Here is a 24,475-nt window from a genome sequence, read left to right on the forward strand (position 1 = left end):
ATAAAAAACCCGTGCAAGCACGGGTTTTTCGTTAATTAAATTACTTAAGCAGGTTCAGCGGTTTGGTCTTCAAACACTTCGAGTTTTAAGCCCACAGCTTTGCCATTTTCTTTCTTCACTGAAACACCAACATTACCGCCATGTTCCGCAAGCTCGCCAAACAAAATCATTTCAGCAAGCGGTTTCTTCAAATGCTCTTGAATTAAACGCTGCATTGGACGAGCGCCCATCAAGCGATCGTATCCTTGCTCTGCCATCCATTCGCGTGCATCTTGGTCAACCTCAAGAACCACTTTTTTGTCATCTAACTGTGCCTGAAGCTCTGTTAAAAACTTATCAACCACACTTTCAATGACAGTTGTTGGCAATGCTTTAAATTGAATGACACCATCTAAACGGTTACGGAACTCTGGAGAGAAGGCTTTTTTCATCGCGTCTTGGTTGTCATTACTGTTATCTTGATCCATGAAACCAATGCTCACACGTGAAATTGATTCCGCACCAATATTTGTAGTCAGCACTAACACGACGTTACGGAAGTCAGACTTACGACCATTGTTATCCGTTAATGAACCATGATCCATAATTTGTAATAACAAATTAAAGACATCTGGATGTGCTTTCTCAATTTCGTCTAGTAAAAGTACGCAATGCGGATTCTTATGAATCGCGTCGGTCAACAAACCACCTTGATCAAAACCTACATAACCCGGAGGCGCACCAATTAAACGAGATACGGCATGACGTTCCATGTATTCCGACATATCGAAACGTACAAGTTCAACGCCTAACAATTTCGCCAATTGCTTAGTGACTTCAGTTTTACCCACACCTGTAGGACCCGCAAAGACAAAATTACCCACTGGCTTATCTGGTGCTTTTAGACCTGCACGAGATAATTTAATCGCAGATGCAAGCGCTTCAATCGCTTCATCCTGACCGAACACCACACGTTTCAGATCACGCTCAAGATTTTCAAGGACGCTCTTGTCATCTTTAGACACAGTTTTCGGTGGAATACGGGCAATTTTCGAAACGATATCTTCAATGTTTTCAACTGAAATGACCGTATCATCTTGCTCAGCTTTTAAACGACGCTGCGCACCAGCTTCATCAATCACATCAATGGCTTTATCAGGTAAGAAACGATCATTGATAAATTTCGCTGATAGTTCAACCGCAGAAACCAACGCTTGATCTTCGTATTTCACATGATGGAATTCTTCAAATTTGCCTTTTAAGCCACGCAGAATATCAATCGTTTCTGAAATAGATGGTTCATTGACATCAATTTTTTGGAAGCGACGTGATAATGCATGATCTTTTTCAAAGACTTGACGATATTCTTGGAAAGTCGTTGAACCGATACAACGCAAAGTACCATTCGCCAAAGCTGGTTTGATGAGGTTCGATGCATCCATCGTGCTGCCCATACTTGAACCTGCGCCGATGATCATATGAATTTCATCAATAAATAAAATAGCTTCGGGCTTTTTCTTCAATGCATTTAACAGTTGTTTTAAACGCTTTTCAAAATCACCACGGTATTTAGTTCCTGCAACTAAAGCACCGATGTCTAAGCTAAACACTTCTGCATTTTCAAGCGGTTTAGGTGCTTTACCATTTACTATGAGCCAAGCCAATCCTTCAGCAATCGAAGTTTTACCTACACCCGGATCACCCACCAAAAGTGGGTTATTTTTACGGCGACGGCATAGAATTTGAGCTGTACGTTCAATCTCTTTTTCACGACCAATCAGTGGATCTGTTTTGCCTTTTTGAGCTTCAACATTGAGATTGGTCGTATAAAGCTCTAATGGGCCAGAATTTGAAGACGTAGTACTTTCACCATCAAGCTCTTCTATTTCTTCTTCGGCTTGAACTTCATCTTTACGTGTGCCATGTGACAAATACTGCGTTAATGTCAAACGGTTGATTTGATGGCGTTTAAGTAAATACACCGCAAATGAATCACGCTCTGAATACATCGCAACTAAAATGTCTGCACCTTCTACAGTGCGGTCATTTCCACTCGATTGCACATGGAAAATTGCACGCTGCAAAATACGATCAAAACTTTCTGTAGGATGTGGTGCTTGATCGCTATTTTCGCCAAGCTTAGGGGTATGTTGTTCTACGTATTCTTCAAGTTCTTTGCGAAGAACAATAATGTCTGCGCCACATGCTTTCAATGCATTAACAGCGGAATCATTATCCAGTAAAGCCAATAATAAATGTTCTACCGTCAAAAATTCATGTCTCTTTTGACGAGCCATGCTGACAGCCAAACGTAGTGATACTTCTAATTGACGACTGAGCATGTAATCCCCTTATTAATCTTTTGGCTCAATCTGACAAAGTAATGGATGACTTTGCGACCGAGCGTAATTATTGACCTGATTTGCTTTAGTCTCTGCGATGTCTCGCGGATAAACCCCTGCAACACCCTTTCCTTCATAATGTACAGTTAGCATTACTTGAGTGGCTTGGTCAAGATTCAAAGCAAAGTATTGTTGTAAAATTTCAATTACAAAGTCCATTGGGGTGTAATCATCGTTCATTAAAACGACAGCATACATAGGAGGACGCTTTAACTCAGGTGGCGCAGTCAATACTTGAATGTCTGAATCACCATCATCCTGCGTACCTTGGCTGAGAGTCGGGTTTAGATGCCAGTCCACTAAACCAGATTGGTAAAATGAATTTTTAATGTCAGATAAACACGTTTGACGCTTATTGGTTCGCATAGGATTTAGGTTTCACACTTAGTTTGCACTTGCTTCAGTTTGAGGAATTTCTGAAAGGAAGGCAGATTGATTTTCAACAGGCTGACCTTTCGACCAGCTAAAACGGCGAATAACGGGTTTAGAACCGGTTAAACGCACTTCAATAAAGTCTGGACTAAAGCCTTTTGGCATGGTCCAACGTCCAGTGAGTCGCTCACTTTCGCTAAAGTTAAAGTTTTTGTCTTCTAAAGGCACTGCAAGTACTTCTGTACCCTTAATTAGACGCAGCTCAACACTTCCAGATACATTACTTTTTGACGGACTTACTTGAACGAGATCAAGTTGGTATTCATACGCATTTTCAGGTAACGATTTAATCGCTAAATGTTGTACTGCAAGCGGCATACCCCCACGTTGGCGCAATACTTCACGATACAAAACACCCAAATTACCGGTTAACTCTTGATCATCACGTGCTTTTTTAACGGCCAAATATAAATCATTTGAATTACTTACAGCGACATCACGCTCTTGAATTGCCGCATTCAAACTTTTATTCAGGCCTGCTAATTCAGTTTTTTGCTTTTGCACCACATCAACCAGTTGCTCTGCATCTGCATCATATCCGACCACAGTTAAGCCCTGACGATGACCGATACTATATCCGAGCAAACCGCTGCTCAATGCAAGTACAACTGCACCAATCGCCAGTGGCATATTCGTCTTCATAAAAGGCGTTTTTTCACTGTTTTCAGGTTCTGACTTGAAATTAGATTCTGTATTCGACATCGTCATCTCTTATTTTTAATTCAATCAAGGCACACATTTAAATCCAGTTTTAAATGTGTGTGAAGTTTTAAATCGTTTCTTATGGTAATAAACCAATGCCTTGAAGTCCTGCATTTTCAGCAAAACTAAACATCAAGTTCATATTTTGTACGGCTTGACCTGCTGCACCTTTCACCAAATTGTCTTGAGCCACCAAAATCACTAATTTTTTCGGCTGAGGTTTGCAAATCGCAATACGTAATTGGTTCGCACCACGCACAGTACGTGTTTCAGGTGAGCTACCTGCAGGCATAACATCTACAAACTGCTCATTGGCATAGAACTGTTCATATATACTTTGTAAATCCGCAGAAGCACCTGCGTCTGTCAAATCAATATAGATAGTGCTGAGCATGCCACGAATCATCGGTACTAAATGCGGTACGAATAAAATTTCGTTAAACACACCTTTTTGACCTGATATATTTTCTAAGGCTTCTACAATTTCAGGATGATGACGGTGACCCGCTACGCCATAGGCTTTAAAGTTATCGGCATTTTCAGAATAGATCATACCTAGGCTGGTTTTACGGCCTGCACCAGACACACCTGATTTTGCATCAATAATAATGCTTTCAGGTTTCACTAATCCTTCAGCTTTTAATACTGGCGCTAAACCAAGCTGTACAGTTGTTGGGTAGCAACCGGGGTTACCAATCACTGAAGCCTTTTGAATTTTTTCACGGTTTAATTCTGATAAACCATAAACTGAATCTTTTAATAGCTCTGGACATGCATGGTCGAGGCCATACCATTTTTCAAACTGTGCTAAGTCCTGCAAGCGGAAGTCAGCAGCAAGGTCAATCACTTTAGTATTTGCAGCAACCAATTCTTCTGCGTGTTTCATTGCTACACCGTGCGGCGTCGCAAAGAATACAACATCACATTGTTTTAGTTCTTCAATATTTAGATCTGAATAGCAAAGGTCTGTATGTCCACGTAAGCTTGGGAACATATCATCCACACGGCGGCCATTTTCAGTACGCGAAGTTAAAACTTTTACTTCTGCATTGGGGTGTCGCAGTAAAATACGCAGTAATTCAACACCTGTGTAACCTGTACCGCCGACAATACCTACTGAAATCACGCTCATTACCTCTATTCAAAGTATCCATTTGATGACTGCGTAGTATGACAGGAAGTTGAGGATTTCTGAACTGTTTTGACATATAAAGCTTCACTTTATAATGTTAGCTTATCTTCTGAATCCTATTAAGTCAGATCATGCATATAAATCCTTATCATTACCTATCCACAGCTCAAGGTCGTGTCTTCACTAAAGAAAGAAATATTCCAGCATGGCAATGCTGTTTTGACGCTTTTAAGCATGAATTAAAAACTAACCCAAAGGTTAAAATCATTTATATATTGATCGGATGCCAAGGGGCTGAGAAATCAACTTGGGCCAAAAACCAAATATCCCGCGAACCTGAAAATATTATTTTTGATGCTATTTTAGTAAAGCAATCTGAACGTCTACCGATAATTGAGCAAGCTAAATAATTGGGTAAAAAATGCGTTGCTGTATGGTTTCAAATCCCGCTCGAAGTATGCATAAAAAGAAACGCTCAACGCCCTTCAGATGAAATAGTCGATCTGATGGCATTAACCAATGTTTATTACGCATTAGAACCGCCTACATACCAAGAAGGATTTGATTTAATTGAAATAATATATTAAGAAATGCTTTAGTGTTTACAACTTAGTGCCTTTAATTCAGAGCACCCACCACCAAGGCATTGCCGTCATTTTTAGTATTTTTCGATGCTGCTGAAAATTTATATCATGCTTTTGCACTTCAGCCCAAAAGTTTGGGCTATGGTCAAAGTGCTTGGTATGCGCTAACTCATGTACAGCCACATATCGTGCAACTTGCTCTGGAAACAGCACCAATGCGCTATTCAGCATAATATGATGGCGCGCTGAACAGCTTCCCCAGCGCGTTTTGGGCTGACGAATCGAGCACTCACCATATTTCAAGCCTGTTTCACTGCTCACTTGCTTTAAATAAATTGGTAAATACTCTTTGGCATAAGCAATCACAAAACTTTTTAAATATTGCTCAGGCTGCCGATCACTGATGAAAAGTTGATGATTTTCTTCATCTAAGATGAATGAATGTTTTTGAACTTTATAAACAATGCTTAGAGGCTGTTCTAGATTGAAAAGTTCTAATTCTACTGGAAGCGTTTTATCAATCTGCCCTGTTTTTTCCTGCTGCTTCTGCCATGTTTCAATCATCCATTGTTCAGATTGTTTCAGAAAATCTTGAACTTGGCGCTGAGTACAAAACTGGGGAACCGTTAATTTAATTTGAGTTGGTTCTACACGCAGTCTGAGGCGTGTTGCACGTAATTTTCGAGTGATTTGAATTTCAGGGAGGTTGGGAGTCATATTTTTTATTAATTTTAAATCCTCCCTAACCCTCCTTTTACAAAGGAGGGAAAACCACCTAAATAAATTCAGGTGAAAAGTCCCCCTTTATCAAAGGGGGATTTAGGGGGATTCTAATAGAACAGATTAAACCGCAGTACGCTCTTCAATACCATTATCAGTGGCTACAACCGCAATATCCGCCTTGTTTAGAGCAAAGATTCCGTTACACACTACACCCGGAATGTCATTCAAAGTCTTTTCAAGCTCTAAAGCATTTAGGATATTTAAGTTGTGTACGTCTAAAATTACATTACCGTTATCTGTAACTACGCCTTCACGGTACACAGGGTCGCCGCCTAAAGAAACGATTTTACGTGCCACAGCAGAACGTGCCATTGGAATCACTTCTACAGGAAGCGGAAATTCACGTGCTAATTGATCAACCCATTTAGAATCATCTACGATACAAACGAATTTTTTCGCAATTGATGCAACGATTTTTTCACGAGTCAACGCAGCGCCGCCGCCTTTAATCATGTGCATATGACGGTTGATTTCATCCGCGCCATCCACATAGGCATCTAAACCGCCAACGTGGTTCATATCAACCACTTCAATGCCTAATTTTTTCAAACGTTGTGCAGTTGCTTCAGAACTTGCAACAGCAGCTTCAAGTTGAAGCTCTGGCAATAATTCGATGAGGAAGTTCACAGTACTTCCTGTACCAACACCCAAAATACCGCCCTTTGGCAAATGCTTTAACGCAGCTTTTGCGGCAGCTTGTTTCTTTTCATCTTGGGTAGCATACAGACTCATAACTTGGCTCAACTATTTTTTGACATTTGTTGCTGATTTTACAGCCCAAATGTACGGGTGTTTGTTACAATGAACGCCTATTTTAAACTGTTAGATGGAAAATTAACATGCTGTCTCGTTTGGTTCGACAAATATTACAGGCAACGGTCTATGACGTTGCAATCGAAACCCCACTCGAAGCAGCGCCACGAATTAGTGAAAAACTAAACAATAACATTCGCTTTAAACGCGAAGATTTACAACCTGTCTTTTCTTTCAAACTACGCGGTGCCTACAACCGTATTAGTCAATTACCGAAATCTCAGTTGGAACGTGGCGTTATTACTGCTTCTGCAGGTAACCATGCTCAAGGCGTGGCGTTATCTGGTAAAAAGTTAGGTATTCGCGCCATTATTGTTATGCCTAAAACCACACCAGACATTAAAGTACAAGCGGTTAAACGCTTAGGCGGTGAAGTGGTTCTGCATGGCGATTCTTTTGACGTAGCCAATAAATATGCAATCCAATGTGCAAAAGATGAAGGGATGACCTTTATTCCACCTTATGACGACGAACTCGTTATGGCCGGTCAAGGCACCATTGCCAATGAAATTTTGCGTCAATGGCGTGATGTCGACTATGTATTCGTTGCTGTAGGCGGTGGTGGTCTTATTGCCGGTGTAGCAGCTTACTTAGGCGATGTGGCACCTCACGTTAAAGTCATTCCTGTTGAATATGATGAATCAGCATGTTTAAAAGCAGCCTTTGAAGCCAATGAACGTGTCATTCTTCCATCTGTCGGTCTATTTGCCGATGGTACAGCGGTTGCACAGATTGGTGATAAACCATTTGAAGTGATTCAGCTACAAAAATCAGATAACTCAGGCCCAATTGTTGAGCGTGAAGTTGTACTGGTAAATACCGATGAAATCTGTGCAGCAATTAAAGATACCTTTGATGAATGCCGCAGCATTGTAGAACCGTCAGGTGCAATGGCGCTTGCAGGTATCAAGAAGTATGTTGCAGAGCATGGTCTAGAAGGTAAAAATATGGTATCGATTGTTTGCGGTGCAAACATGAACTTTGACCGTCTGCGCTACATTGCAGAACGTACCGAACTGGGTGAACGTAAAGAAGCGATCTTTGCTGTGACCATTCCAGAAGAAAAAGGTTCTTTCCTTAAATTCTGCCGTGCACTACAAGGCCGTAATATCACTGAATTTAACTACCGTGCAAGCAACTCAAGTGCCGCTCAAGTGTTTGTGGGTATCAGTCTCAAAAATGGTGAGAAAGAACGTCAGGAAATTTTTGAAACCTTAAAATTCCAATACGATGTAGACGATCTTTCTGATGATGAAGTGGCTAAACTGCATATCCGTTATTTGATTGGCGGTCATGCCGATATCGAAAATGAACGCCTATTCCGCGTGGAATTCCCCGAACGTCCGGGCGCATTACTGACTTTCTTAGAACGTCTAGGCCCAACGCATAACATCACCCTATTCCACTACCGTAACCACGGTGCTGCTGAAGGTCGTGTATTGGTGGGTATGGAAGCAACGGATGCGAAACAAAACCCAGATGGTTTAATTGAAACATTGGAAAATATTACCTATCCATATGTTGAGATTACCAATAACCTCGGTTATCAACGTTTCTTGAAATAAGTAAAATTTCTATATGAAAGCTGGGATCTAGGTTCCAGCTTTTTTATTTGCATCAACTATTTCCTGAATCAAAATAAATAAATTCATCAAATTAATTCATCAACGCTGTCATTGTTGTTAATTTAACCATACCCTATAATCCATTGAAAATAAAACAAAATGGATATTTAAAATTGAATTTTTATGCCTTATTTATGATCGCTATCGTAGGTTTAGGTGGATATTTTTATGCATATCCGGCTTATCAACTTAAGCAAGAGGAAGATAAGATTCGTCAAAGTATGAAACAAATTCCAAATCAGTCCCGTACGCAAAATCTAGAAAATATTTACGGCTATACCGCGCAAGCTGAAATGTTGAATCAATATCCAAATTACATTGTATATATTCGCTTTGATGAGCTAAGTGATCAAACCGCTCCCGAACCTGTTCAAGCCATCATCCGTGAATTTTCATGCGATGGCTTAAACCGTTTAAAGAACAATTCTGAGCTCGTTCGTAAAGCCACCTTAAATGTCATTAAAGAAGATCAGCATCAATTTCAATACATTCTAAAAAATAAATTAGGCTATGAAATTTTTAAATACCAACAAGTTATGGATAATTGCCCCAATATTGTTGAACTTTATGCCTATCAAAATGCTGAAGAAATTAAAAATTAAAACTTTTCGGTTTAGATGGATTATGTAAATTTTCATAGCCGCTCTAGGCTGAACAAGCTAACATCAACATATTCAATAACTTTAGAATAATTTAGGAATACGGCATGGCACAATTCGCTGTGATTGGCTTAGGAAGTTTTGGCGCAACTGTAGCCACTGAACTCATGGGTTTAAAACACGATGTCATTGGAATCGATAGCAACAAAAAGTTTGTTGAAAGTATTTCGGACCAACTAACCCATGCAGTGATTGCTGATGCAACAGATGAACACGTTTTACAAGAACTCAATATTCAAAATTGTGAAGCAGTCGTAGTCGCAATTGGTGAAGATATTGAAGCCAGCATCTTATGTGTGCTCCATCTTAAAAACATGGGGATCAACAAAATTTGGGCCAAAGCCAAGTCCAAAGCGCATCACATGATTTTAACCCATTTAGGCATCAGCAAAATCATCCATCCTGAAGAAGATATGGGCGTCCGTGTTGCCCAGTCACTGAGTTATCCGATGGTGAGTCGCTACATGGTGCTCGAAGATGATCATTATTTGGTGAAAGTTGAAATTAAAGAATCACAACAAGGCACGCGTTTAAATCAAATTATGGATCATGTCCCAGAAGTGAAGACGATTTTGCATAAACGTGGCACCCAGCTTCAATATAGTTTAGATCCGAACCTGATTTTACAAACAGGCGATATTTTAGTGGTTGAAGGTTTACTCGAACATTTACGTCGACTGGCTAAACACTTTAAAGCAACTTTGTAATCAGCGTCGAGCTCCTTTTGCACATAATCACGCAAGATGACAGTAGAAAAACATGAAACTGCACAATAAACAGCGTAATACCATTAATCTCAGCCCGCCCAGTATTTTGGCATTGGGTTTTCTTGGGCTTATTATCATTGGCACCTTGCTGTTAAAGCTCCCATATTCACATCATGGCGATTTAAGTTGGATCAATGCCCTCTTTACAGCGACCTCTGCCGTAACCATTACAGGACTTTCAGTTGTAAATGTCGGCGAAGCCTATACGGTGTTTGGTAAAGTCGTGATTATGGGTTTACTACAATGCGGTGGTCTCGGTTTTATGACCTTTGCGATATTGGCCGCTATGAGTTTGTCCCCTAAAATTGGGCTAAAACAACAGATTATGGCTCAAGAAACCATTGGACAAACCAGTCTTGCCAAAGTGACCATGACTATTAAAGGCGTACTGCTTTATTCGCTATTTTTTGAAATGGTGGGAACGGTTATTTTGACCATCGCTTGGATGCAAGAATACAATTTTAACCAGGCCCTGTTTTATGCTGCCTTTTATAGTGTTTCAGCATTTAATAATGGTGGATTTTCATTATTTCCCAATAGTTTAATGAGCTTCGCTGACCGTTATTTCATTACGTTTACCATCAGTATGCTTTACATTATTGGGGGTATCGGCTTTTTGGTACTGATGGACATTAAGCGCAATAAAAGTTGGAAAAAACTCAGTACCAATAGCAAGCTGATTTTATCGACTATTGCGGGTTTAAATGTCTTTGCCTTCATCACCATTTGGTTATTAGAAGCCAATAATGCTGCTACCTTAGCTACGATGTCACTTGGTGACCAAGCCCTCAACGCGTGGTTCCATGCAACGGTTCCGCGCTCTTCGGGTTTTAACAGCTTACCTATGGAAAGCATGAGCGATGCATCATCACTCGTCACGATGTTACTGATGTTTATTGGAGGTGGTTCTCTCAGTACAGCTGGTGGCATCAAAGTCGGGACGTTTATTATTGTTGTACTCAGTGTGGTCAGTTTTTTAAGACGTGAAGATGAACTGCGTGTGTTTAACCACTCTGTTTCAGAAAAAACCACCTTTAAAGCATTAGCGGTAATTTTCATTACAGTAACGTTGATTTTCATTGGCTTTTTCAGTCTATTGCTTCTCGAACCTGATAAACGCTTTTTAGATTTGTTGTTCGAAGCGGTATCCGCTGCTTGCACCGTTGGTCTATCTCGTGGCATCACCAGCGACTTACAACCCGCCAGTTTAGTTGCCCTGATGTTATTAATGTTCGCAGGTCGACTTGGCCCCTTAACACTGGCCTATCTGATTGCCACACCGAAGAAGAGTCGGTTAAAACACCCACCTTCTGAGATCCAAATCGGTTGATTTGTACATTGTCTCACAGTTATAAAAAAACCACGCCATAGCATGGTTTTTTTATTTACTGATGTTACATAGTAACATCAGTAGCGTAATTTGATTCAAATGAAAGAACGATACGCGGTAAGGTCATCCGCAAGTGTTTGAGACAGGATGACTTCTAATCAAAAATGTTTTTGCGATACTTTAAGTAAATAGACGCTAGAGAGCGAGTTTTGCGGATGACAATGGTTTTGGGTACTTTTGCCTAAACAAAAGTACCTCCAGCCGAAGGCTAATCCCTTTATTCAATCCCTAGATATAAGACTCCGTCGATTAGACTTAAAAGCATCTTAAAAATGCGAAATTACTTTTACGTCCGTAAATTAATTATTGAGCAATCATTAAAACCAATTCATTAATGACACACCGACACCGACATAGGTTGCCCGATGGTTATAGTCAATCAGGCTTTCACCATAGCCATCAAACAATTGAACTGTGCCGCGTAATTTACCATTGATTGGGAAAGTCCAATCGAACTGCACCGCACCATGTGAATCATCACAACCTTTCAATGAATGACGTAACATCAAACTAAAGTCATGATCTTTATGACGATAAAACGCTGTTAAATCCCCACGTCCCACATAATCTGTAATGTCAGGGTTGTTATCATCTTTGGTATCTTCTTCGAAACGATACCAAGGACGTAACATCAGTGCAAAATTGTCACGTTCAAATCCAAGATTTAACATGACACGATTCCAACTCCGCGATAAGGGATCAGAACGCCCATTAGACTGATGGTTAAAAGTTAAGCCCAGCATACGCCAGTTCAAACCCAAGAGTTCATAGTTGGTACGAAAAACCAGACTGGCTTCAGGCTCATAGTTGGTTTCACGGAATGGTCGAGATTCATCTTCGTTGTAGACTTGCCAACGAGAAGACTGGGTATAGCCCAACCAGATATCACCATTATCACCAAATAAGTTTTCAACAGCTTTGGTTTTTAATGACAATTGGAACTTGGCTTCCATCGATTTCAGGTTTTGTTCCTGATCGGCTTGTACCGTGTTGTTTTCATTCGGGCTTGATGGACGTTCATTTTTATCTGAAGTCCAGTATCCCGGCATTAAATACACAGGTTGATAGCCACGAATATTCCACGTCCCTAATTTACTTTCTGGAGAAAGCTCCCAACGACTATCCAATAATGAAAGGTTTGGATTAAGGTTCGGTGCTTCTACAGCGAATAAACGGTCCGTAAACGCATGACTGACTTTTTCTTTGAATGTCAACTTTTCAGTCGGTTCAGGTTTAATTTCTTGTGCGGCTTGACGCTCAGAAACCAACATTTCTTTTTCAGCAGGTTGCACTTTAAACAAAGCGTCATAACACGATAATCGCTCTGCATTTGACTCAAGTGCCACACATGCTTCAGCGGTAGCTGGTTTAACAGCCACTTCCGCATTTTGTGCATTTACAGTACTGACATACATTGAACTGAGCGCAATGAGGCTCAGTTGCAATGTCGTACGCTCAAGAGATTTGAACGCCATAAAAACCCCTTTTTTGTTTTAATTCACTTGTTTTATTTCGAAACCAAGCTCAACCAAAGCCTCTCGCTTCGCCACCGGTGCAACCACAGCTTTTGTCGGTTGTTGTTCAACCAAGTACGCCACAGCAACACGTTTTAGATCATCCAAAGTCACATTCAACAGACGTTCACGTAACATTTGACGGAAAGCTGGCGTGCGTTTATGCAATAAAGCATAACAAGCTGTAATGGCTTCACCCGCTGGTGAACCCGGTTTATCCATGCTGGCAATTAGACCCAAAATCGCTTCTTCTAGCTGATGCGGTTGTTGTTCAGCATTCAGTAGCCACTGCACACTTGCGTCAAAATCTTTAAACGTTTCAGCTAAACGTGGGTCACGATAGCTATAGAAACGGAATGAACATGCATTACCGTCATAGCTTGCACCACCACCATAAGCACCACCTTTTTCACGAATCGCGCTATGCAAGAAGCCATTACGCAAATAAGCCGCCAAAATCATTAAAGGTGCTGCATCAGGATGCGACACTTCCACCGCAGGATATGCTGAAGCGCAGAACTGAACATTGGCTTGAATGAGCCAAGCTTCGTCATTGTTGCTATCTGCAAAATTCACTTGAGTTAAAGCATGTGGGTTATCATCAATCGCCACTTTATCCCAAATGGTTTGAACTTCCTCAACCAATCGGTCTGAATGATGTTCTTCACACACCACCAAGAATTGTTTTGGTGCTTTAAGCAAACGGTTATGAATTAACTTAAGCTCATCAATCAAGGCATTATAAGCCGTGTCGTCTTGCTCAATTTTGCTGACAAGTTCTGACAACCAGTTCAGCGCGCCTAGGCCTGTATTATGATAATCACGTAGCGCCAATGCACTATGTTGACGACCTGCAATTTGCATTGCATAACTATGACCAGAACCAGATACACGTGACTGCCAACGTGCTTTACGTTGTTGCAATAACTCTACGATACGATTTTTTTCATCAAAACGTAGCTGTTCAAAAGCCAATTTCAATAAGCGAATAGCTTCAAGATTATTCACCAATGATTTGGTGGTCAACGTTAGCCAAGCACTAATTTGACCTTTATCATCCACTTTTGAACGCAGCGATGCCCCCATACCTAAACCGCCACTCACAGCTGTTTGCAACTGTTGTAGCTCTAAGTAATCGTATTCACCTGCACCAACTTCACCCATCAAAATCGATAAGAGATTGAAATACGGCGATTGCACCACTTCATCAGGAATCTGAATCAAAACTTGTTGGTAATAAAGACCATTGGTGCCTGCGTGGTAAAGATTTAACGGCGTATCCAAGCCATTACTGATAATTTCGCGTAATTGACCTTGTACAATCTGTAATTGTGCAGGAACGTCTTCTAAACCTACTTTAGGCAATAGGTTCAAATCATCTGGGGTATCTTGACGAATGTTCAGTGCTTCAGTCTGCGCAATAATCTCTGCTTTTTGCGCTTCAGTTAAGTTCGCATCTATTTCTTTTAAACGTGCTTTTTCTGCTGCCGCTTCCAAAGCATTTTTTTCAGCATCTGGAACCAAAGTTAATTGCACACGATGTTGATTATCAAGCAAGTAAGTTTTGATTAAGTTGGATAACCACATTGGGTCTTTCAACTCTTCCTTCACTTGTTCAATGGCCGTATCCACATCCCAGACATCCACAGGGTCTGAATGGTGAATCGCACTGCTTAAACCATTCAGAATTAAGCTTAGGCCATATGGTGTACCATCACCATTAATTTCACGCTGATGCAATTCAATCTGATGCAAAATCGCTTCAACTAAAGCCGAATCAACAGGCTTAGCCGCAACGTCTTCTAATACTTTAAACACGCCATTTTTAAATTGTTCTGCATGCTCAGGGTTGGAACCTTGAATTGCACAGTAGAACGTCATTTCATAGTTTGAGTCATCTACGCCCATAAATGGACCAGTAGACTGCGCATAACCACAGGTTTCTAAATAATGACGTAATGGTGAAGCAGAATCTTCAAGCAATACACCTTCAACCAAACGCATACCTAAACGTAATTTGATATTACTTGCTTCTGGCAATAACCAAGAAAGCACATGATAGGTTTTGTCTTTGAGGTCTTCAGCATCAACTGCATACGTTTCAGTTACAGTTACAGGCGCAGTTAAGCGGCGCTCAGGTTTTGAATACAGCGTTTGACCTTTTTCAAATTTTGACAAAGCAAGCGTTTCAAACTGTTCTTGTAAGTTATAAGCAGGCTCATTACCAAAGGTCATGAACACCGCATTACTTGGGTGATAATGTGATTTGTAGAAACTTACTAGCTCTTCATAACTTAAGTCAGGAATGTCTTTCGGATCACCGCCTGAGTTGTAATGATATGTCGTTTCTGGGAATAAATGATGGGCAAGTTGGTGATACAACTGATCTGAAGGTGAACTCATGGCACCTTTCATTTCATTAAATACCACGCCTTTATATACAGCTTCTCCATTTTCTAGCTCAATACGAATCCCTTCTTGCGCAAAATCAAGCGGGTTCAAATTCGCAGCAAAAGCAGCATCCATATAAACTTCTAACAAGTTTTGGAAATCTTTTTTGTTTTGCGTTGCAAATGGATATGCCGTCCAATCCGCTGCGGTAAACGCATTCATAAACGTATTGAGTGAACGACGAATCATTAAAAAGAATGGGTCACGTACAGGGAACTTTTCTGAGCCACACAGTGCTGTATGCTCAAGAATATGCGCCTCACCTTTTGAATCCATCGGCTGTGTACGGAAGGCAACTAAAAATACGTTTTCGTCATGGTTTGTGGCTAAGTGATAATGCACCGCGCCAGTCACTTTGTGTTTATATTCAGACACTAAAATGTCTAAAGCTTCAACATGATGTTGACGAATCAACTGAAACGCAGGATGTACAGTTTGAGAAATGGTTTCAGTGACATCTACAGTCATGTGTGCTCCTAATCTATTCATTTAAATTAGGCAAAGTATACCTTAAAAAATCACAACTAGATTCACCGAAACAACATTTCCAACTGTTTTAATCAACTTGAACTTTAATTTTAAAAATCACTTGTTTTAGCACTAAGACATTTAGACTTGTTTTATGGATTGCCTATCATTTCGTGTTGACCAATAGACACAAATCACAATCGCCAACAGCAATACAAAGGAAGCCATAAAGCGACTTAAATCCAATCCACCTGAACTGATGGGCTTATCTAAAAAATCGCCGACAACTGCGCCCAATGGACGTGTCAAAACAAAAGTAGCCCAAAATAAAATCGTCTTTGAGACCCGACTAAAAAAATACAACAACGCCATCAATACGATTAGACCACCAAATAGCCATATACCACCGCTATAGCCTAATCCTGCACTATCGGAAGTCCAGTCCCCCAAAGCTGTACCTAATGTTTGAGAAAAGGTAATCGTCAACCAATAAAAGATCTGTGTTCGCGGCAAATTCCCTACACTCGGATTAATTGCCCCTTCGACCTGATACCAGCTGAAAAGCGATATGAGCACCAAACTCAGCAACAGCAAACTACCACCCAAGTAGCCAATCCCTAAAGAACGATCTACAAAATCCGCTAAAGTCGTACCTACCGTTGTACTGGCAATAATCGTGGCCCAATATAAATAAGGTTTATAGGCTTTGGACTTTATTTGAAAATACAGCAAACTGATAAATATGCCTGCGAAACTAAAGGTACTGAGTAGATAGCCCAAATTTAAGGACATGGACAATGCATCACCACTGGTTTCACCAAAGGTGGTCGCAAAAATTTTGGTCAACCAAAACAGTGCGGTAATCTCAGGGACTTTTTTAACGTAGTCTTGTAGCTCAGACACTTGCATATACTTCACTCTATGCAGTTATTTTGATGCTTATATTTTCGAGAACTGAAATGAATTTTTGCTTAAAATTTTGTTTTAAAAATCGCACTATTTTTTAGAACTGCCAAATAAAAAAAGCACCCGATATCGGATGCTTCATTTACAGTATTTAGAGTCTATTTTGGTATTTAAAACTAAACCAGATATTTAAAATAATTATAATTTGGATGACTTTCGACATAGACATAATTCTGTTTTTGATAGAATTTGGCAGCATTTTTAAGCTCAGTATTTAAGCACAGTGCAGAAAAGTGTTTTTTTGCACCCTTTTCCAATTCCACCAATAGCTGCTTACCCACGCCATGCTGACGGTACTGCGGATGCACATAGAAACGGCGAACTCGTCCAATCCGTTCTTCTACACCAGTATCACCCCATTGCTGATTTAAACCGCCACAAGCAATTAATTTATCGCCATCATAAGCAAGCAATAATTGCTCACCCGTTTGGTCAAAACGATTTTTACCACTTTGATATTCTTCAATTAAACGGTGTATAAATGTATAGCCTTCATGCTGCGCCAAAGCAGCAATATTTTCGATTTGAGCAGGAAGTTGCTCTGCTGGACGAATCGTAATTTCCATATATTCACACTTTTAATCTGTTATCTATTTATGATGACCAAATCATCTTGATTCAGTCTGAACACCCTATAGCTCTATAAAAGTAAAATTTTTCGATTTGCACAATAGCAAAGCTGATTAAAACGGCAACTAATTCAAAAAAAATGTAAAAATATAATGGATTTGCCCGATTTTTATACACACTTGTCTTTTAATTGAATTTTCTTCAACAAACTACAGCAATCCTGAGCATTCGTGTAAACTTAGCACTTTCATTTTTTTGATGTGAACATACAACATGGCAACTGTTGACCTTTTTGCAATTGGTAATGCACTTATTGACCAAGAATTTAAAGTCTCTGACGAATTCCTAATTCAACAAAATCTGCAAAAAGGTACGATGCAACTGACAGATGGCGATACTCAAGCAGCCCTTTATAACAATCTAAAAGCCACTCAAGAATACAAAGGTCAAGCTTCTGGTGGTTCTGCAGCAAATACAACGGTTGCTTTTAGTGCTTTAGGCGGAACTGCATTTTATGGTTGTCGTGTCGGCAATGATGACTTAGGTCAAATTTACCTAAATGGTTTAAACGACGCTGGCATCCAAACTGCAACTCAATCAATCAGTGAAGGTGTAACTGGCACATGTATGGTTTTGGTCAGTCCTGATTCTGAACGTACGATGCATACTTACCTCGGTATTACTGCTGAATTAACTGATAGCCAAATTGATTTTGGCAGCTTAAATACTGCAAAATGGTTATATATCGAAGGTTATCTTTCAACATCAGACAGCGCGCGTCTTGCGGTAAAACAAGCACGTCAAATCGCCAAAGCCAATGGTGTACAAATTGCATTGACCTTATCTGATCCAGCAATGGTGCAATATGCACGTCAAGGTCTAGATGAGCTACTCGATGATGGCGTGGACTTATTGTTCTGTAATGAACAAGAAGCACTGATGTATACAGAAACAGATCATTTAGATGCTGCACTTACGAAATTGCAATCACTAAGCAAACACATTGTCATTACATTAAGTGCCAAAGGTGCCTTAATTCATAATGAAGCCGCAACATTTACCGTGCCAGGTCGTAAAGTTACCGCAGTAGATACCAATGGTGCTGGTGATGCTTTTGCTGGTGCTTTCCTATATGCACTCAATGCAGGTCATGACTATCAAACGGCTGCTGAACTTGCCATCTTGATCTCAAGTGAGGTTGTGGCTCAGTTTGGTCCACGCCTAGCAGTTGAAGACTATGCTCAGCTTTTACAATCATTTCAGAAGGAATGTGCTTAATGTTTAAAATTTGCATGACGGATGATGTGCCTGAACGTGAAGCACGATCATTCGAAACGCCTGAAGGTGAAACGATTTTTATCACCCAACGTGATGGCATGTTTTACGCTTATCAAAATAACTGCCCACACTTGCACGTGGAACTTGAGTTTCTTGAAAATCAGTTTCTAGATCGTGACCAAGAGTTTATTGAGTGCTCAACACACGGCGCACTGTTTATGGTCGACTCTGGGGAATGTATTTCTGGCCCATGCCAAGGTCAAGCCCTTGAAAAAGTGAACATTAACGTGCATTCTGACGGTGGAATCTACCTCACAGAAGAATAAACACTGGAATACAACCATGTCCGCATTTTTAACAGACTATAACTTAATACCCTTTCATTTAAGTTTATTGGCCGTACTGTTATTGGGCATGGTTGAAACCATTGGCTATTACATCAATATTAGTCCTAGCCAAGTTTTGAAAAGAATTGCCCCACAGCGCATACAAGAATTGGCATTATTGAATGTCAAATTTTCCAAGACTCTGATTTTGTTCTTTCTACTGATGAATTTTAGCTTTGCAGGCTATGTACTTCAGTTCTGTATTCACGCTAAAGAAGGTCAATTCGTTCCCGCTTATTATCTTATTTTACCTGCGTTGATTATTGCCATATTCTTTACGGTATTTATGATTCATTGTTTGGATCAGGTTGTACCGCCCAAATACAAAAAACAAACCGTTAACCTACTGGGTCGTCTAGCAACCATTTCAAGTGGAAATGCCCGTCCCGGCTTTTCGGCTCAAGCGCGTGTGCGTGATGAGTTTGGTCAACTACATTATGTGCAAGTTGAACCAGAGTTTGGTGAGTTAGAATTTCAGTCAAAAATAATTTTGATTCGTCAAAAAAAATCACACTATATTGGCAAAAAAATCAGTGTGTCGAACCGTTTATTTAATCCATCCTAGTGACAATCTAAGCGTCACATTGTTATCATTTTTCAAATCATAAAAAAGCCAGTGTTCACTGGCTTGTATTCAATCAAATACCTAAATCGATATTTTGATTAACGCTTCAGGAAACCTGAGACCAAATTCATCACTTGTTGAATATCAGCATTCGCTTCTTGCTGATTGGTTTGTCCAGCTTGTGGCGTCAATGAGTCAATAATTTGCGGCAATACCCTTGAAATTGCGCTATATACATCTTGTTTCTGAGTTTGTGTTTCTTGTGCAACTTGCTCCACTTCGGCATCATCAAATAAATTTTGTACTTGTTGATTAGTTACAGCAGCATTATCACCAGGGCCTGTAGATACCCAATCATCAACCTGACTGCTCAAGCCCTGTCCACGTAATTTATCCAAAGCACCTTGTAGGCCACCTTGTTTTTGAATCCAAGCCAGCACCAGAGGTAACACTGCTACTAAAATGGTTGATGCATTACCACCGCTACTACGTTGCTGCGGCTGCGCTGCACCACCCAGTTGGCCCAACACAGAGCCTAAAATTCCACCTAAACCACCTGCTTGGTTTTGAGCATTGGTTTGGGTATTTTGAGTGCCTGCATTTACGCCCAATTGACCCAGCACCGAACCTAAAATACCACCCAAACCACCTTGTTGATTTTGATTGTTTGCACCACCAAGGGCCTGCTTTGCTAAAATCTCAACAATATTATTTAAATTTGTCATTTTATTTTTCCCAGTGAAACCTAGATAAACTTAATTACAGCATACGTGGGAAAACACAGATTTATCATAAATGTTTGTTAATTTTTGCAATTTCTCGCAGGCTAAGTATTTGTTACCAACGGAATTTATCCCAGTTTTCAGGATTTGCCCAAAATTTAGAGTTAAACCAATCTGGTATATGTTTATAAGTCAAAATATTAAACTGCCATAAAGCAAAATCACTTTCATGCGTGGTTTTATCAATGAGCTGAGTAAAGCCTAAAGCACGTAATAATTGTTCATCGTGTAATTTACTCACCACTACGATGCGTTTGGCAAATAGGTCACGCAATTTTACCAACATCTGCGTTTTCTGCTGCTGATCCAAACTCAACATCGTTTCAGTATCAAGAATCACAAATCCAAGGTCAAAACGCTGGGTAAAAGGCAGATTTAAAAACTCAGTTACGTTAAAATGTTGCCATTGAATTGGATGAAATTGATTGTATTGCTCAAGATCCTGACCAATACAGATTGCGGTTGAAATGGGCTGCTCTTTTGACAAATCGTCTAGCATAGAAGTGATGACATTTTGTTCAGCCATTGACCGCATCCTTAATAATGAAGTGAGTATTCTTATGGAACTACAAGGCATTTGCCATAAAATGCATGCAGGTCTTAAAGACCTTAGTGTAACTGATCAACATACACACAAGGCAAATGTTGAGTATAAATTTATTCTAGATCGCTCAGAAGTTGATCTACCGTTTAGCCTTGGCCAAGAAATTGAAATTGAAGCCACAGGAAATATTTACTGTATTTCTTGCGGCGCAAAAACACCTAAATCATATTCACAAGGTCATTGCTTCAAATGCATGAAGACCAAGGCTTCTTGTGATATGTGCATTATGAAGCCTGAAACCTGTCATTATCATCTCGGGACTTGCCGTGAAGATGATTTTGCCCATGAAGTTTGCTTTCAACCGCATATTGTCTATATAGCCAATTCGAGTGCCTTAAAAGTGGGGATTACTCGACTTGGTCAAATGCCTACACGTTGGCTGGACCAAGGTGCGACGCAAGCTTTGCCTATTATGAAAGTTGGTTCACGTCGTCTATCTGGTCAGCTTGAAGTCATGTTTGGAACGCAAGTGGCCGATAAAACTGATTGGCGTAAATTGCTAAAAGGTGAAGCAGAACCCATCAACCTGATCGAAATTCGCGACCAATTGGTAGAAGAATTCGCACCTAAAATTCAGACCATTCGCGAAGAATTTAGCCAAAATTTAGAGTTTAATGAAACCGTCGAACTGTTAGAAGATGAGTTACCACGCCAATTTATCTACCCGGTAGATGAATATCCTGAAAAAATCAAATCGCATAATTTGGACAAAACACCGATTATTCGAGGAAAATTACAAGGGATTAAAGGTCAGTATCTGATTTTGGATACCGGTGTGATTAATATTCGAAAATACACTGGCTATGAAATTAAAGTACGTACTTAAATCGACTCAAAGTATCTAATTAAGTTTAAAAAAGCGAGATATTTCTCGCTTTTTTACACCTACTCTACCAATCTGATTCATTGAACAGTTGAAAGAAACTTTAAATATGGCAACGCCATTAACTGCTCCGCTTCTAAGATTGGCATATGACCAACATGGTCTAAAATCAGAGGCTTTTCGGCTTTTTTAAATAAGCGTCTCAGTTCTTCTGCTACTTCAACATTGATAATCTGATCTTGCTTCCCCCAGATAATAAACACAGGTGCATCAATGCCTCGTGCAGCCAAAGCAAAGGACTCTGGCGTATACAAGGTGGCCATTTTTTGCAGTTGCTCCACCATTTTATTGGTTTGTTTAGACTGAACGATCATCAACTTTTCTTGCCCAATTTTTAATTCTTGTGGAATAAAAGGCGGAGATTGCATCACGATCTTCATCACGCGATCAAAATCACCAGTTTTTCTGACCACTAGCTCTGCAAGCTTTGCCGTATCTTTTAGATACGCTGTATTGCTCAACTTAAAGACACCTGCTGAATCCACCAACAATAAAGATTTCACTTCTAAGGGATACTGAGCGCTATAGAGCATGGCAATTGCACCACCCATCGAATGCCCTGCGATATGTAAATTTGGATCTAACTTTGCAGCATCTATAAATCGTCGTAATTTTTCAGTTAAATTAGGAATTGATAGATCAAATTGATCTGCGACAATAGTTTCTCCATGTGCTGGCAGATCTGGAATAATGACATGATAATTGGGCGTTAAATAACGGGCAACTCGGTTCCAATTATCACGCGTGCCTGACAAACCATGCAGCAACAGTAGCGTCGGTTTTCGTGGATCTCCTCCTTCACTGTATGTCCATTCGATTTCATTATTTTTGACTTTTTTACTACTCAAGCCCGCCCAAGCTCTTTCCTGCTCTAAAACTTTTTGAAAGTTTAGTTCTGCAGCTTGAATACTACTGGCAACGCAAATCGTTAGTAGCATCTGTATCATGTGTTTAAAATAATGATCCATCCATCGCAATAACGGGTTCTTTAAACGTTTACATTGAGGTATATACAGAGCTATCATCCGCTTAATCCTTGTCGTGATGAGTTATTTCTTCTTCATATTATTTTTTTGAGAACACCAATCTACGATGCTAGAGTCGATATTTCATTTGCTAAATCTTTTAAATAAAAATTATATCTGTCAATTTAAGCCAAAAAAACCAGCTCGAAAGCTGGTTCATATTTCTAAGCAAGCCAATCAGACGGTGTCAGTGGAGCTTCAATGAGTAAGCTTGAATATTCAAACGCAGGCAGCATAGAGGGCGGATTTGAAACGTCTCTGCTCAATGCGATCAAATCCTGTTCATCTGTATGCAATACAATTGGGACTTCATTCGCATCCTGTAAAAGCGCATCTAGATTGATCACAGCCTGAATAGGCTCATTTGGACTATCAATTTGGTTTTCACTTTGTTCATCACTCAGTTCATCACTGACCAATAAAATCTCTGTAAGCTCAGCAGATGATTCAGGTTGTGCAAGTATCAGTTTAGCTATTGAGATTTCAGGCGATTGAACACCTCGGCTATCTTCAGCTACGATTGTTGCAAAGCCGCCATTTTGAATCGGGTTATCCATCGACCAGAAACCACTTTCATTGGCATAGGTCACGTAATCTTGACCATTGGCTGTCACAATGATTTTAGCCTGTTGAAATGCATTGCCTTCGAGTTTTTCACTATTTAGCGTCACTTCTGGTGCTGGTAGTACATAGCTTGGATTTTCAGGCGGGGTCTGAATAAATGGAAATGCCAAGCCAATCGCAGGAGATTGCTGACCAAATTGATCTTCCACAACAATCATCAACGTGCCACCATTTGCCACTGGGTTTTCTATTGACCAAGCGCCATTTTCATCGACCTGAATACGATAGACCGCTTGATCCGACTAAATCACAACAGTCGTATTTGGTGCGGCAGTACCTGATATCACCGCGCCAGACTCTAAAATCGTAACAGCTTGCGGTAAAATGATTTGCGCTGTATGCAACGCCTCAGAACGATTACCGTCCTGATCAATTGCCACAACACTTATTGCACCTGTGGTCGTTAAAGGATTGAGCATCGACCAATCGCCATTTACATCAGCAACTGTTATAAACTCTTGCTCACCATAGGTCACAACCACCGTATTTCCTGCATCAGCTTTACCAACCAAATATTCGCCTTTTTCAATTATTTCCGGCATCTTGGGTAGCACACTTGGCTCTGCAATTGGAGCAATCATTATTGCCTCTGAGCGTAAGCCATGATGATTTGCCGCATAAATTGTGGCAACTCCGCCCTCTTTAAGTGGATTCTCAATCTGCCAATGTCCTTGTTTATCCACTTTGACACGTGTAACAGTTTCACCGACCGAAATGATCACCCATGTTTTTGGCTCTGCTGTGCCAGTTAAAAGGTCATTTAGTCCTGTCACTTCTGGTGTTGAGGGAATATGCTGATGCTGTGATTTCCCCTGAATCAGCAACTGCTTTATTTCAACTTGTCCCAAAATATTTTTTAAAATACTGTTTAAATCTCTCATCTTTTGCATAGCACCCTCAAATCACATCATTATATTTTTTAGGAAACTGCCTTCCCAAACTCAATTTAAGAGAATTATTTAAATAGGGTCTGTTGACATTTGTTGATTAAAAAAATAGCGAGATAGTAAAATTAAATCGCCAAACCCAATTTTACACTCGCTATGCCTCGAACAATGCTAAATGATCAACACTGGTCCAAGTTACTTGCT

Annotated in this window: 24 protein-coding genes; 9 read left to right on the forward strand and 15 right to left on the reverse strand. The window is 40.1% G+C overall.

The genetic code is table 11. The annotated features are described in order from the left end of the window. Positions 1 to 44 precede the first annotated feature (44 nt). From clpA to argC, 4 genes are all read right to left on the reverse strand, one after another. Positions 45 to 2,321, reverse strand: a complete 2,277-nt coding sequence (gene clpA, locus FTV04_RS14660; protein WP_078193466.1) for an ATP-dependent Clp protease ATP-binding subunit ClpA — start codon at positions 2,319 to 2,321, stop codon at positions 45 to 47. 12 nt (positions 2,322 to 2,333) lie between these two features. Further along, the gene (gene clpS, locus FTV04_RS14665; protein ID WP_078188641.1) at positions 2,334 to 2,747 is read right to left on the reverse strand and encodes an ATP-dependent Clp protease adapter ClpS; all 414 of its coding nucleotides are present in this window, start codon (positions 2,745 to 2,747) and stop codon (positions 2,334 to 2,336) included. Positions 2,748 to 2,765: 18 nt separating this feature from the next. Further along, on the reverse strand, positions 2,766 to 3,515 hold the full coding sequence (locus FTV04_RS14670) for a hypothetical protein (RefSeq protein ID WP_180026241.1): 750 nt from the start codon (positions 3,513 to 3,515) through the stop codon (positions 2,766 to 2,768). A gap of 79 nt (positions 3,516 to 3,594) precedes the next feature. After that, positions 3,595 to 4,647, reverse strand: coding sequence for an N-acetyl-gamma-glutamyl-phosphate reductase (argC, locus tag FTV04_RS14675; protein ID WP_180090183.1), 1,053 nt, complete (start codon positions 4,645 to 4,647; stop codon positions 3,595 to 3,597). Between the two features lie 131 nt (positions 4,648 to 4,778). Between argC and FTV04_RS16890 the strand changes: the two genes are divergently transcribed. Continuing rightward, positions 4,779 to 5,057: a hypothetical protein gene (locus FTV04_RS16890; RefSeq protein WP_257221074.1), complete on the forward strand. Its 279-nt coding sequence runs from the start codon at positions 4,779 to 4,781 to the stop codon at positions 5,055 to 5,057. A gap of 213 nt (positions 5,058 to 5,270) precedes the next feature. Here FTV04_RS16890 and FTV04_RS14685 read toward each other — a convergent pair whose 3' ends face one another. Both FTV04_RS14685 and rpiA read right to left on the reverse strand, forming a co-directional pair. Beyond that, complete coding sequence (locus tag FTV04_RS14685) at positions 5,271 to 5,948, reverse strand: SprT family zinc-dependent metalloprotease (protein ID WP_180090185.1); 678 nt, start codon at positions 5,946 to 5,948, stop codon at positions 5,271 to 5,273. A 126-nt stretch (positions 5,949 to 6,074) separates the two neighbouring features. After that, complete coding sequence (gene rpiA / locus FTV04_RS14690) at positions 6,075 to 6,746, reverse strand: ribose-5-phosphate isomerase RpiA (protein WP_180090187.1); 672 nt, start codon at positions 6,744 to 6,746, stop codon at positions 6,075 to 6,077. Between the two features lie 107 nt (positions 6,747 to 6,853). Here rpiA and ilvA point away from each other — a divergent pair, with 107 nt between their 5' ends. From ilvA to FTV04_RS14710, 4 genes are all read left to right on the forward strand, one after another. After that, a complete protein-coding gene (ilvA, locus tag FTV04_RS14695) occupies positions 6,854 to 8,392 on the forward strand; it encodes a threonine ammonia-lyase, biosynthetic (RefSeq protein WP_180090189.1) in 1,539 nt (512 codons plus the stop codon). A 194-nt stretch (positions 8,393 to 8,586) separates the two neighbouring features. Then, positions 8,587 to 9,054: a hypothetical protein gene (locus tag FTV04_RS14700; protein ID WP_180007813.1), complete on the forward strand. Its 468-nt coding sequence runs from the start codon at positions 8,587 to 8,589 to the stop codon at positions 9,052 to 9,054. 104 nt (positions 9,055 to 9,158) lie between these two features. Continuing rightward, complete coding sequence (locus FTV04_RS14705; RefSeq protein WP_180090191.1) at positions 9,159 to 9,818, forward strand: TrkA family potassium uptake protein; 660 nt, start codon at positions 9,159 to 9,161, stop codon at positions 9,816 to 9,818. Between the two features lie 52 nt (positions 9,819 to 9,870). Next, a complete protein-coding gene (locus FTV04_RS14710) occupies positions 9,871 to 11,208 on the forward strand; it encodes a TrkH family potassium uptake protein (RefSeq protein ID WP_168378596.1) in 1,338 nt (445 codons plus the stop codon). Positions 11,209 to 11,585: 377 nt separating this feature from the next. Here FTV04_RS14710 and FTV04_RS14715 read toward each other — a convergent pair whose 3' ends face one another. The 4 genes from FTV04_RS14715 to FTV04_RS14730 form a co-directional block, all read right to left on the reverse strand. Further along, positions 11,586 to 12,743, reverse strand: coding sequence for a phospholipase A (locus FTV04_RS14715; protein WP_180090193.1), 1,158 nt, complete (start codon positions 12,741 to 12,743; stop codon positions 11,586 to 11,588). An 18-nt stretch (positions 12,744 to 12,761) separates the two neighbouring features. Continuing rightward, the gene (locus tag FTV04_RS14720) at positions 12,762 to 15,701 is read right to left on the reverse strand and encodes an insulinase family protein (protein WP_180090194.1); all 2,940 of its coding nucleotides are present in this window, start codon (positions 15,699 to 15,701) and stop codon (positions 12,762 to 12,764) included. A 141-nt stretch (positions 15,702 to 15,842) separates the two neighbouring features. After that, the gene (locus FTV04_RS14725; RefSeq protein WP_180090196.1) at positions 15,843 to 16,610 is read right to left on the reverse strand and encodes a hypothetical protein; all 768 of its coding nucleotides are present in this window, start codon (positions 16,608 to 16,610) and stop codon (positions 15,843 to 15,845) included. A 173-nt stretch (positions 16,611 to 16,783) separates the two neighbouring features. Continuing rightward, entirely contained in the window at positions 16,784 to 17,233 is a 450-nt protein-coding gene (locus FTV04_RS14730) for a GNAT family N-acetyltransferase (protein ID WP_078188654.1), read from the reverse strand. Positions 17,234 to 17,510: 277 nt separating this feature from the next. Between FTV04_RS14730 and FTV04_RS14735 the strand changes: the two genes are divergently transcribed. The 3 genes from FTV04_RS14735 to FTV04_RS14745 are packed head-to-tail and all read left to right on the forward strand — an operon-like array spanning position 17,511 to position 19,466. Then, positions 17,511 to 18,515, forward strand: a complete 1,005-nt coding sequence (locus FTV04_RS14735; protein ID WP_180090198.1) for an adenosine kinase — start codon at positions 17,511 to 17,513, stop codon at positions 18,513 to 18,515. Beyond that, complete coding sequence (locus tag FTV04_RS14740) at positions 18,515 to 18,841, forward strand: Rieske (2Fe-2S) protein (protein WP_180004656.1); 327 nt, start codon at positions 18,515 to 18,517, stop codon at positions 18,839 to 18,841. Before FTV04_RS14735 ends, FTV04_RS14740 begins: the two co-directional genes overlap by 1 nt. A gap of 16 nt (positions 18,842 to 18,857) precedes the next feature. Further along, positions 18,858 to 19,466, forward strand: a complete 609-nt coding sequence (locus FTV04_RS14745; RefSeq protein ID WP_168378601.1) for an OB-fold-containig protein — start codon at positions 18,858 to 18,860, stop codon at positions 19,464 to 19,466. 98 nt (positions 19,467 to 19,564) lie between these two features. Here the strand turns inward: FTV04_RS14745 and FTV04_RS14750 are convergent, their stop codons facing one another. Together FTV04_RS14750 and FTV04_RS14755 are read right to left on the reverse strand one after the other, a co-directional pair. Next, positions 19,565 to 20,191 (reverse strand): YidB family protein, encoded by a 627-nt coding sequence (locus FTV04_RS14750; protein ID WP_180090200.1) that lies wholly within the window; start codon positions 20,189 to 20,191, stop codon positions 19,565 to 19,567. A gap of 112 nt (positions 20,192 to 20,303) precedes the next feature. Next, positions 20,304 to 20,774, reverse strand: coding sequence for a DUF6231 family protein (locus FTV04_RS14755; protein WP_078188659.1), 471 nt, complete (start codon positions 20,772 to 20,774; stop codon positions 20,304 to 20,306). A gap of 34 nt (positions 20,775 to 20,808) precedes the next feature. On the opposite strand from FTV04_RS14755, the gene FTV04_RS14760 reads away from it, so the two are divergent. Next, positions 20,809 to 21,678: a DUF2797 domain-containing protein gene (locus tag FTV04_RS14760; protein ID WP_180090203.1), complete on the forward strand. Its 870-nt coding sequence runs from the start codon at positions 20,809 to 20,811 to the stop codon at positions 21,676 to 21,678. 77 nt (positions 21,679 to 21,755) lie between these two features. Here FTV04_RS14760 and FTV04_RS14765 read toward each other — a convergent pair whose 3' ends face one another. From FTV04_RS14765 to FTV04_RS14775, 3 genes are all read right to left on the reverse strand, one after another. Next, positions 21,756 to 22,673: an alpha/beta fold hydrolase gene (locus FTV04_RS14765; RefSeq protein ID WP_373688136.1), complete on the reverse strand. Its 918-nt coding sequence runs from the start codon at positions 22,671 to 22,673 to the stop codon at positions 21,756 to 21,758. A gap of 251 nt (positions 22,674 to 22,924) precedes the next feature. Further along, positions 22,925 to 23,563 carry a hypothetical protein gene (locus FTV04_RS14770; RefSeq protein ID WP_180090205.1) on the reverse strand — a complete coding sequence of 213 codons (639 nt, stop codon included), beginning with the start codon at positions 23,561 to 23,563 and terminating at the stop codon, positions 22,925 to 22,927. A 63-nt stretch (positions 23,564 to 23,626) separates the two neighbouring features. Further along, positions 23,627 to 24,274 carry an Ig-like domain-containing protein gene (locus tag FTV04_RS14775; RefSeq protein WP_180090207.1) on the reverse strand — a complete coding sequence of 216 codons (648 nt, stop codon included), beginning with the start codon at positions 24,272 to 24,274 and terminating at the stop codon, positions 23,627 to 23,629. Positions 24,275 to 24,475: the final 201 nt, after the last annotated feature.

This window comes from Acinetobacter sp. YH12219 (assembly GCF_013417875.1).
Lineage (GTDB): Bacteria > Pseudomonadota > Gammaproteobacteria > Pseudomonadales > Moraxellaceae > Acinetobacter > Acinetobacter amyesii.

Excerpts from the sequence above, each read along its gene's own strand:
- clpA (WP_078193466.1), bottom strand. The coding sequence starts at position 2,321 with ATGCTCAGTCGTCAATTAGAAGTATCACTACGTTTGGCTGTCAGCATG.
- clpS (WP_078188641.1), bottom strand. The coding sequence starts at position 2,747 with ATGCGAACCAATAAGCGTCAAACGTGTTTATCTGACATTAAAAATTCA.
- FTV04_RS14670 (WP_180026241.1), bottom strand. The coding sequence starts at position 3,515 with ATGTCGAATACAGAATCTAATTTCAAGTCAGAACCTGAAAACAGTGAA.
- argC (WP_180090183.1), bottom strand. The coding sequence starts at position 4,647 with ATGAGCGTGATTTCAGTAGGTATTGTCGGCGGTACAGGTTACACAGGT.
- FTV04_RS16890 (WP_257221074.1), top strand. The coding sequence starts at position 4,779 with ATGCATATAAATCCTTATCATTACCTATCCACAGCTCAAGGTCGTGTC.
- FTV04_RS14685 (WP_180090185.1), bottom strand. The coding sequence starts at position 5,948 with ATGACTCCCAACCTCCCTGAAATTCAAATCACTCGAAAATTACGTGCA.
- rpiA (WP_180090187.1), bottom strand. The coding sequence starts at position 6,746 with ATGAGTCTGTATGCTACCCAAGATGAAAAGAAACAAGCTGCCGCAAAA.
- ilvA (WP_180090189.1), top strand. The coding sequence starts at position 6,854 with ATGCTGTCTCGTTTGGTTCGACAAATATTACAGGCAACGGTCTATGAC.
- FTV04_RS14700 (WP_180007813.1), top strand. The coding sequence starts at position 8,587 with ATGATCGCTATCGTAGGTTTAGGTGGATATTTTTATGCATATCCGGCT.
- FTV04_RS14705 (WP_180090191.1), top strand. The coding sequence starts at position 9,159 with ATGGCACAATTCGCTGTGATTGGCTTAGGAAGTTTTGGCGCAACTGTA.
- FTV04_RS14710 (WP_168378596.1), top strand. The coding sequence starts at position 9,871 with ATGAAACTGCACAATAAACAGCGTAATACCATTAATCTCAGCCCGCCC.
- FTV04_RS14715 (WP_180090193.1), bottom strand. The coding sequence starts at position 12,743 with ATGGCGTTCAAATCTCTTGAGCGTACGACATTGCAACTGAGCCTCATT.
- FTV04_RS14720 (WP_180090194.1), bottom strand. The coding sequence starts at position 15,701 with ATGACTGTAGATGTCACTGAAACCATTTCTCAAACTGTACATCCTGCG.
- FTV04_RS14725 (WP_180090196.1), bottom strand. The coding sequence starts at position 16,610 with ATGCAAGTGTCTGAGCTACAAGACTACGTTAAAAAAGTCCCTGAGATT.
- FTV04_RS14730 (WP_078188654.1), bottom strand. The coding sequence starts at position 17,233 with ATGGAAATTACGATTCGTCCAGCAGAGCAACTTCCTGCTCAAATCGAA.
- FTV04_RS14735 (WP_180090198.1), top strand. The coding sequence starts at position 17,511 with ATGGCAACTGTTGACCTTTTTGCAATTGGTAATGCACTTATTGACCAA.
- FTV04_RS14740 (WP_180004656.1), top strand. The coding sequence starts at position 18,515 with ATGTTTAAAATTTGCATGACGGATGATGTGCCTGAACGTGAAGCACGA.
- FTV04_RS14745 (WP_168378601.1), top strand. The coding sequence starts at position 18,858 with ATGTCCGCATTTTTAACAGACTATAACTTAATACCCTTTCATTTAAGT.
- FTV04_RS14750 (WP_180090200.1), bottom strand. The coding sequence starts at position 20,191 with ATGACAAATTTAAATAATATTGTTGAGATTTTAGCAAAGCAGGCCCTT.
- FTV04_RS14755 (WP_078188659.1), bottom strand. The coding sequence starts at position 20,774 with ATGGCTGAACAAAATGTCATCACTTCTATGCTAGACGATTTGTCAAAA.
- FTV04_RS14760 (WP_180090203.1), top strand. The coding sequence starts at position 20,809 with ATGGAACTACAAGGCATTTGCCATAAAATGCATGCAGGTCTTAAAGAC.
- FTV04_RS14765 (WP_373688136.1), bottom strand. The coding sequence starts at position 22,673 with ATGCTACTAACGATTTGCGTTGCCAGTAGTATTCAAGCTGCAGAACTA.
- FTV04_RS14775 (WP_180090207.1), bottom strand. The coding sequence starts at position 24,274 with ATGCAAAAGATGAGAGATTTAAACAGTATTTTAAAAAATATTTTGGGA.